We start from the raw sequence: 7,764 nt of genomic DNA, 5'->3' as shown, positions 1-7,764 counted from the left end.
AGCCGGCGGCGCGCGTACGGCCGGCCTGCGCCTGGCCGAGAACGTTTCTGAGTACCTGTCCGAGGAAAGCGGCATGCTGGCTGGCCGCCCCGCGCTGGAGCAATGGCGCCTGGACCTGGCAGAACTGAATGCCCGCGCCGACGCGCTGGCCCGTTCGGCCGCCGCGCTGCAAACCCGTCTGGCGTCCGCCAGCGCAAAGCGGGGCGCCTGATACATGTTTCCCTTGCTGCGCCTCTTTCGCATCATCCTGGTTTCGCTGCGCTATGGCCTGGACGAGCTGGTGCTCTCCAGCCTGAACCATCCGCTGGCCACCTGCCTCTTGCGCGTCATCCGCCTGGGTACGCGTCCGCGCAAGCCGCGCGGGTTGCGGCTGCGCCTGGCGCTGGAATCGCTGGGTCCGATTTTCGTGAAGTTCGGGCAGGTGCTGTCCACCCGCCGCGACCTGATCCCCACCGACATTGCCGACGAACTGGCCTTGCTGCAGGACCGCGTGCCGCCGTTCCCTTCGGCGCAGGCAGCCGCCTGCATCGAAACCGCGCTGGGCGCGCCGCCCGAGAAGCTGTTCGCCCAGTTCGAAGTGGACCCGGTGGCCTCGGCCTCCATCGCCCAGGTGCACTTCGCGGTACTGCACGACGGCCGCGAGGTCGCGGTCAAGGTGCTGCGCCCGGGCATGCTGAGCATCATCGAGAAAGACCTGTCGCTGCTGAAGGTGGTGGCGCGCATCATCGAGCGCCTGGGCGCCGACGGCCGCCGGCTCAAGCCGCGCGAAGTGGTGGCCGAGTTCGACAAATACCTGCACGACGAGCTGGACCTGGTGCGCGAAGCTTCAAACTGCAGCCAGCTGCGCCGCAACTTCGGCCCCGAATCCGGCCGCGGCGACATGCTGATCGTGCCCGAGGTGATCTGGGAATACACGGCGTCCACGGTGTTCACCATGCAGCGCATGTACGGCATGCCGGTGGGCCAGGTGGAGCGCATGCGCCAGGCTGGCATCGACATCCCGACGCTGGCGCGCACCGGCGTGGAGATCTTCTTCACGCAGGTCTTCACCGACGGCTTTTTCCACGCCGACATGCACCCCGGCAACATTTACGTGTCGGATCGCCCGGACACGCTGGGTAGCTACATCGCGCTGGACTTCGGCATCGTCGGCTCGCTGTCCGAGTTCGACAAGAATTACCTGGCGCAGAATTTCCTGGCCTTCTTCCACCGCGACTATCGGCGCGTGGCGCAGTTGCACATCGAGTCGGGCTGGGTGCCGCCGGATACGCGTGAAGAAGAACTGGAAGGCGCCGTGCGCGCCGTCTGCGAACCGTACTTTGACCGGCCGTTGTCGGAGATCTCGCTGGGGCAGGTGCTGCTGCGATTGTTCCAGACCTCGCGCCGGTTCAATGTGGAGATCCAGCCGCAGCTGGTCCTGTTGCAGAAGACCTTGCTGAACGTCGAGGGATTGGGCCGCCAGCTCGATCCCAACTTGGATCTCTGGAAAACCGCCAAGCCCTATCTGGAACGCTGGATGCGTCAGCGTGTCGGATTCAAGGGTTTGCGGCAAAGCCTGGAAAAAGAAGCCGCGCAGTGGTCGCAAATGCTGCCCGCTTTGCCCAGGCTGGTCCATGACCACCTGAGCCGTCCGAATGTCTCGCCCGCCTTGCTGGCCGAGATGATCCAATTGCGGCGGGCGCAGGAACAGAACAACCGGCTGGTTGCAGCGCTGGTTGGGGTGGCGGCTGTCGCCATCGGGGTCGCGATATGGGCCTTGACTCGGTAGGCGGCGCGATGATCTAGACGGTATCTGTCATGTTTCATTCATGAAACAGTCATCATAGCTTCGCGGTATACGGCGAAAAATAGCGCTGCGGTGGATGAATGCAGCGCCCTCGCCGGCAAGGCGCGCGCCATTCTTAATTTCTATATCTATAGCCCCACTAGCGGGACGAATACAAGGGCAGACCATGCTTTATCCTGAACTCTTCAAGACCATGGAAGCCGTGCGCTGGAACATGGCTCATGACATACCCTGGGGCGATTTCGATCGCAGCAAGCTCTCGGACGAGCAGGCTCACACGATCAAGATGAACGCCATTACGGAATGGGCAGCCTTGCCGGCCACCGAAATGTTCCTGCGCGACAATCGCGGCGACAGCGATTTCTGCGCGTTCATGTCGGTGTGGTTCTTTGAAGAACAGAAGCATTCGCTGGTGCTGATCGAATACCTGCGCCGCTTCCGTCCGGACCTGGTACCCACCGAGGAAGAGCTGCACAACGTGCGCTTCGAGTTCGACGCCGCGCCCGAGCTGGAAACCCTGATGCTGCACTTCTGCGGCGAGATCCGCCTGAACCACTGGTACCGCCGCGCCGCCGAATGGCACACGGAGCCGGTCATCAAGGCCATCTACAAAACCGTGGCCCAGGACGAGGCTCGCCATGCCGGCGCCTACCTGCAATACATGCGCCGGGCCTTGCACGACCGCGGCCAGGACACCAGCGAGCAGGCCCGCCTGGCGTTCTCCAAGATCGGCGTGCTGATGGCCTCCGCCGGCCGCACGCAGCAGGCCCTGCACCCGACCAATCTGCACGTCAACAAGGACCTGTTCCCCAACGACACGGTGCAGTCGCGCCTGCCGGAACCGGGCTGGCTGGAGCACTGGCTGGACACGCAGATCCGTTTCGACGGCGTGTGGGAGCAGAAGGTCGCCACCCGCATCCTGCACATCCTCTCCAAACTGATGGACCGCAGCTTCGAAACGGTGAAGGACCTGAACCGCTACCGCAAGGAAATGACGGCCCTGATCGTGCCCAAGGAAAAGCAGATCATCCTGGGCGGCGCCTGAGGCGGGGCGATACAATCGCCGCATGCCTGCCGCCCGTTTCGAATCCAAGGTCCTGTCCCGCGACGAATGCGTCGCTGCCGTCGCCGCCGGCCGCTTGCCGCGGCCGCTGGTGTTCACCAACGGCGTCTTCGACATCCTGCACCGGGGCCACGCGACCTACCTCGACCAGGCCGCCCAGCTGGGCGCGACCCTGGTGGTGGCGGTAAACACCGACGAGTCGGTGCGCCGTTTGGGCAAGGGCGCCGAGCGCCCGCTGAATCGCATGGAAGACCGCGCCGCCTTGCTGGCCGCGCTGGGCTTCGTGACCGTGGTCACGTCCTTCCATGAAGACACGCCCGAGGCCCTGATCGGCCAGCTCAAGCCTGACCTGATCGTCAAGGGCGGCGACTACGACATGGAAAAGCTGCCGGAGACCGCCCTGGTCAAGACCTGGGGCGGCCGCGCGGTGGCGATTCCGTTCGAGTTCGAGCGCTCCACTACCGCGCTCGTGAAAAAGATCCAGAACCAGTAAGCAGCGCCCCGCGGCGGGCTCAGCGCGGTTCGCGCAGCAAGCGGTTGATCGCTTCCAGGTCCGCTTCGGCCAGGATGCCGCTGGTGGCCTTCAGGCGCAGGCTGGTGAGCACGGTGCTGTAGCGCGCCAGGGCCAGGTCGCGTTGGGTGGCGTAAAGCTGCTGTTGGGCGTTGAGCACGTCCAGGTTGATGCGCACGCCGACCTCGTAGCCGGTGCGGTTAGCCTCGACCGCGGCGCGGCTGGATTTCTCGCCGGCCTCCAGCGCCTGGATGCGGGCCAGGCCGCTGGTGACGCCGGTGTAGTACTGGCGCGCGGCCTGGACGGCCTGGCGGCGCGCGGCCTCGTAGTCGTGGCGCGCCTTCTGTTCCAGCTGGACCTTTTCGGTCACTTGCGACGAGACGCCGCCGCCCGCATATAGCGGAATCGACAGCACCACGCCAATTGTGTTGTCTATCGGCTTGCCCGGCGCGGCATTGCGCATGACGGCGTCGCTGGCGCTGCCGCTGGTGGCGCGCAGGTTCAGGGTGGGGTAATGGCCGCTCTTGGCGATCTGGATTTCGCGGCCGGCGATGCGGGTCAGCAGTTGCGCGCGCAGCACGTCCAGGCTGGAGGCCTCGGCCTGGTTGCTCCAGTCGGCCACGCGGGCGGGCTGCGGCGCCGGCAACTGCACGCCGTAGGGCAGTTCGGCCAGCGCGCCCGGCGCCGTGCCGATGATCTTGGCCAACTCGTCGCGGCGGACTTCCAGGTCGTTCTGCAGGCGCAGTTCCTGCGCCACCACCAGGTCGTAGCGCGATTGCGCCTCGTAGGTGTCGGTGATGGTGGCGTTGCCGAGTTCAAAGTTGCGCTTGGCGGACTCCAGCTGCCCGGCCACGGCGGCCTTTTCGGCTTCGGTGGCGGTCAGCGTGTCCTGGGCGTAGAGCACGTTGAAATAGGCGTCGGCCACGCGCAGCAGCAGGTCCTGGTAGGCCTGTTGCAGCTGCACTTCGACGTCGGCGACGATCAGCTTGGATTGTTCGAAGTTCTGCCAGCGGCCCCAGTCGAACAGGGGTTGGGTCAGCGACAGGTCCCAGACGCCGCGTCCGCCGCTGTAGGCGATGCCCATGCCGCGGGTGCTGCGCGTTTCCTGATAGGCCCCGCCCGCCTCGGCGGAGATCAGGGGCAGGAGCAGGGAGCGGGCCTGGGGCTCTTTTTCCAGGCCGGCGCGGTAGTTGGCACGCGCGGCGGCGTAGGTCGGGTCATTGCCCAGCGCCGATTGCCAGATCTGGATCAGGTTTTGCGCACGCGCAAGCGACGGGCCGACGCTTGCGGCGCAGGTAAAAACCAGTAAAGCCGTTAGCAATCGGACACGCATGATGATCAACGATACGCCGGGTCGCCCGGGGTGCCGCTGCCCCGTCAGAGGGGCAGGCGCCCGGCCGCAGGGTTGGGGATCAGAACTTGAACTGCGAAACCGCGACGCCGCGTAGCGGCTTGATGACGGTTTCGAACAGGTTCACGGTTTCGAAGCTGGCCGCGGTGGTGCGGGTGATGCGACAGGCGGTCATGACGGGGGCCTGGCCCACGACCACGACCAGGCGGCCGCCCACGCGCAGCTGGTACTTCAGCGCGTCGGGGACGGTCGGCACGGAACCCGTGACGAGGATGGCGTCGTATTCGGTGGAGCCCCAGCCGTTGCGGGCGTCGCCGGTTTCGACCTTGACGTTGGTGACGTTGTTCATCTGCAGGTTCTGCTGCGCGAATGTCACCAGGCGGCTGTCGATTTCGACCGAGGTGACCTGTTGGGCCAGGTAGCCCAGCAGCGCGGCCTGGTAGCCGGAGCCGGTGCCGATTTCCAGCACGCAGTCGGACTTGGTCAGCTGCAGGTCTTGCGCCAGGCGGGCTTCCATCTTGGGCGAAAGCATGTTCTGGCGGGTATTGACCGCGTTGATCTCAAGCGGCAGTTCCAGGTCGGAAAACGCCAGCGCGCGCAGGGCCGGCGGAACGAATTGTTCGCGGCGCACATCGAACAGCGCTTGCAGCACTGTGGTGTCCAGAACATCCCAGGGGCGGATCTGCTGTTCCACCATGTTGAAGCGGGCTTGTTCTACGTCGGGCAGGGTCGAAGCGTTCATGACGGTCAGAAAAAACAGAGGAATCAACAGACCATTGTACCGATTCGTAGCGTCATGTGACGCGGCGCCCGGCCGACAGATGTTTCAGGCGCCGCTCGCGTCTACCACCAGGCGTGGAAGTGGTGCACCGGGCCGTGGCCGGAACCCACCGACAGGCGCTCGGCATGGCGGATGGCCTCGGTCAGGTAAGCCTTGGCGCGGCGCGCGGCCTCGGGCACGTCCCCGGTTTGCGGCAGCAGCGCGGCCAGCGCCGCCGACAGGGTGCAGCCGGTGCCGTGGGTGTTGACGGTTTCGATGCGGTGGCCGGGCAGTTCGATCATGCGGTCGCCGTCGTGCAGCAGGTCGATGGTCTCGTTGCCGGGCAGGTGGCCGCCCTTGACCAGCACCCAGCGTTCGCCCGAGTGCGCCAGCTTGTTGCGCAGGCGCTCGGCCACGCGCCGCATTTCCTTGACCGTTTCCACCGGGCGCTCTTCCAGCAGTACGCCGGCCTCGGGCAGGTTGGGCGTGAGCAGGGTGGCCTGCGGCAGCAGGGCCTCGCGCATGGCGCCCACGGCGTCGCGTTCCAGCAGCAGGTCGCCGCTCTTGGCCACCATGACCGGGTCCAGCACCACGTGGGCCGGGGCCCATTTGGCGAGTTTTTCGGCCACTACCTGGATCACCGGCTGCTGGCCCAGCATGCCGATCTTGACCGCGTCGATGCGCACGTCCGCGAACAGCGTGTCGATCTGCTGGCCGACGAAGGCGGGGGCGACCGCCGAAATGCCGGTGACTCCCTGGGTGTTCTGCGCCGTCAGCGCGGCAATCACCGCGCAGCCGTAGGCGCCCAGCGCGCTCATGGCCTTGACGTCGGCCAGGATGCCGGCGCCGCCGGACGGGTCGACGCCGGCGATGGTCAGCGCGTTGGGGATGGGACGGCCGCTGGCGGCCTGCTGGCGGCTGCTCATTTGGGGGCGCCGGCGGTAATCAGCCCATCGGTGGGCGAGCTGGGGGCGCCGCTGTACAGCTTCTTGGGCATGCGGCCGGCCAGGAAGGCCTCGCGGCCGGCTTCCACGCCCTTCTTCATGGCGCTGGCCATCAGGATGGGATCGCGCGCGCCGGCGATGGCGGTGTTCATCAGGACGGCGTCGCAGCCCAGTTCCATGGCGATGGCCGCGTCCGACGCGGTGCCCACGCCGGCGTCCACCACGATGGGCACGCGGGCCTGGTCGATGATGAGGCGCAGGTTCCAGGGGTTCAGGATGCCCATGCCCGAGCCGATCAGCGAGGCCAGCGGCATCACGGCCACCGCGCCCAGGTCTTCCAGCATGCGGCACTGGATGGGATCGTCGGTGCAATACACCATCACCTTGAAGCCCTCGTCCACCAGGGTCTTGGTGGCCTTCAGGGTTTCGGGCATGTTGGGGAACAGGGTCTGCGGGTCGCCCAGCACTTCCAGCTTCACCAGGTCGTGGCCGTCCAGCAGTTCGCGCGCCAGGCGCAGCGTACGCACGGCCTCGTCGGCGCTGTAGCAGCCGGCGGTGTTGGGCAGCAGCGTGAACTTCGACGGCGGGACGTAGTCCAGCAGGTTCGGTTCGCCGGGGTTCTGGCCGATATTGGTTCGGCGGATGGCGACCGTGACGATTTCGGTGCCGCTGGCATCCAGCGCCGCGCGGGTCTGTTCAAAGTCCTTGTACTTGCCGGTGCCGACGAGCAGGCGCGACGAGTAGGCGCGGCCGGCGATGGTGAGAGTGTCTTGAGTGGTCATGGCGGAGGTTCAAAGGGCGGGTGCGCACGATGCGAGGCCCGCGGGGACTGGCGATTCGTTGCTCGAATGATAAAGCACGACGCCGCACGGCAGATGCGCAAGATGAAATGCGGCGTTCCACTAATTGAAGATCGCGGCATGCGCGCACAAAGATCAGCGCAGCCGGTCCAGGTCGGCGCAGATCGCCTCGGCGGCGTCGATCAGGCGCGGACCCGGGCGATACAGGGCGTCGGCGTCGACGCCGTACACGTGGCCCAGCCGGGCGGCGGGCAGCCCCAGCGCCTGCCAGGCGGCCAGGTTGCGGGCGGCGTCCTCGGGGCGGGAGATGCCGGCCAGCACGGCCTCGGGCCGCGCCGCCAGCACGCTTTCCAGCGTGACCTGCGGTGCCACCACCGGTGCCTGACCGAAAACATTGACGCCGCCGCAGACGCGCAGGGCGTCGCTGACGATGCTGCTGTCGTTCAGGGTGTAGATGGGGTCCAGCCCCGCCTGCACGAAGACGCGCACGGGGCGGCGGCCGGCATAGCGCGCGGCCAGGGCGTCCAGGCGCGCGCGCAAGGCCTGGGC

General features: G+C 66.7%; 7 protein-coding genes and 2 pseudogenes. 4 read left to right on the top strand and 5 right to left on the bottom strand.

Going from position 1 to position 7,764, the window contains the following annotated elements:
* The 4 genes and pseudogenes from WBB14_RS26225 to rfaE2 form a co-directional block, all read left to right on the top strand.
* Window positions 1-211 (top strand): annotated as a pseudogene (locus tag WBB14_RS26225) (hypothetical protein); the annotation flags it as partial.
* A 3-nt stretch (window positions 212-214) separates the two neighbouring features.
* Window positions 215-1,768, top strand: a complete 1,554-nt coding sequence (gene ubiB, locus WBB14_RS26220; protein WP_424242355.1) for a ubiquinone biosynthesis regulatory protein kinase UbiB — start codon at window positions 215-217, stop codon at window positions 1,766-1,768.
* Between the two features lie 184 nt (window positions 1,769-1,952).
* Window positions 1,953-2,831 (top strand): ferritin-like domain-containing protein, encoded by an 879-nt coding sequence (locus tag WBB14_RS26215; protein ID WP_173144290.1) that lies wholly within the window; start codon window positions 1,953-1,955, stop codon window positions 2,829-2,831.
* 22 nt (window positions 2,832-2,853) lie between these two features.
* Entirely contained in the window at window positions 2,854-3,342 is a 489-nt protein-coding gene (gene rfaE2, locus WBB14_RS26210; protein WP_088153836.1) for a D-glycero-beta-D-manno-heptose 1-phosphate adenylyltransferase, read from the top strand.
* 19 nt (window positions 3,343-3,361) lie between these two features.
* Here the strand turns inward: rfaE2 and WBB14_RS26205 are convergent, their stop codons facing one another.
* From WBB14_RS26205 to WBB14_RS26185, 5 genes and pseudogenes are all read right to left on the bottom strand, one after another.
* Window positions 3,362-4,693 carry a TolC family outer membrane protein gene (locus WBB14_RS26205; protein ID WP_424242354.1) on the bottom strand — a complete coding sequence of 444 codons (1,332 nt, stop codon included), beginning with the start codon at window positions 4,691-4,693 and terminating at the stop codon, window positions 3,362-3,364.
* Between the two features lie 79 nt (window positions 4,694-4,772).
* The gene (locus WBB14_RS26200; RefSeq protein WP_424242353.1) at window positions 4,773-5,453 is read right to left on the bottom strand and encodes a protein-L-isoaspartate O-methyltransferase family protein; all 681 of its coding nucleotides are present in this window, start codon (window positions 5,451-5,453) and stop codon (window positions 4,773-4,775) included.
* A gap of 101 nt (window positions 5,454-5,554) precedes the next feature.
* The gene (thiD, locus tag WBB14_RS26195) at window positions 5,555-6,397 is read right to left on the bottom strand and encodes a bifunctional hydroxymethylpyrimidine kinase/phosphomethylpyrimidine kinase (protein WP_424242352.1); all 843 of its coding nucleotides are present in this window, start codon (window positions 6,395-6,397) and stop codon (window positions 5,555-5,557) included.
* Window positions 6,394-7,197 carry a thiazole synthase gene (locus tag WBB14_RS26190; RefSeq protein ID WP_424242351.1) on the bottom strand — a complete coding sequence of 268 codons (804 nt, stop codon included), beginning with the start codon at window positions 7,195-7,197 and terminating at the stop codon, window positions 6,394-6,396. Before WBB14_RS26190 ends, thiD begins: the two co-directional genes overlap by 4 nt.
* Window positions 7,198-7,350: 153 nt before the next feature.
* Window positions 7,351-7,764: pseudogene (locus tag WBB14_RS26185) on the bottom strand (cobalamin-binding protein); the annotation flags it as partial.

The organism is Achromobacter sp. (assembly GCF_049647645.1).
In the GTDB taxonomy this organism is placed as follows: domain Bacteria; phylum Pseudomonadota; class Gammaproteobacteria; order Burkholderiales; family Burkholderiaceae_B; genus Achromobacter.
Note: the sequence above shows the minus strand (reverse complement) of the source record. Positions and strands in the feature narration are given on the sequence as shown.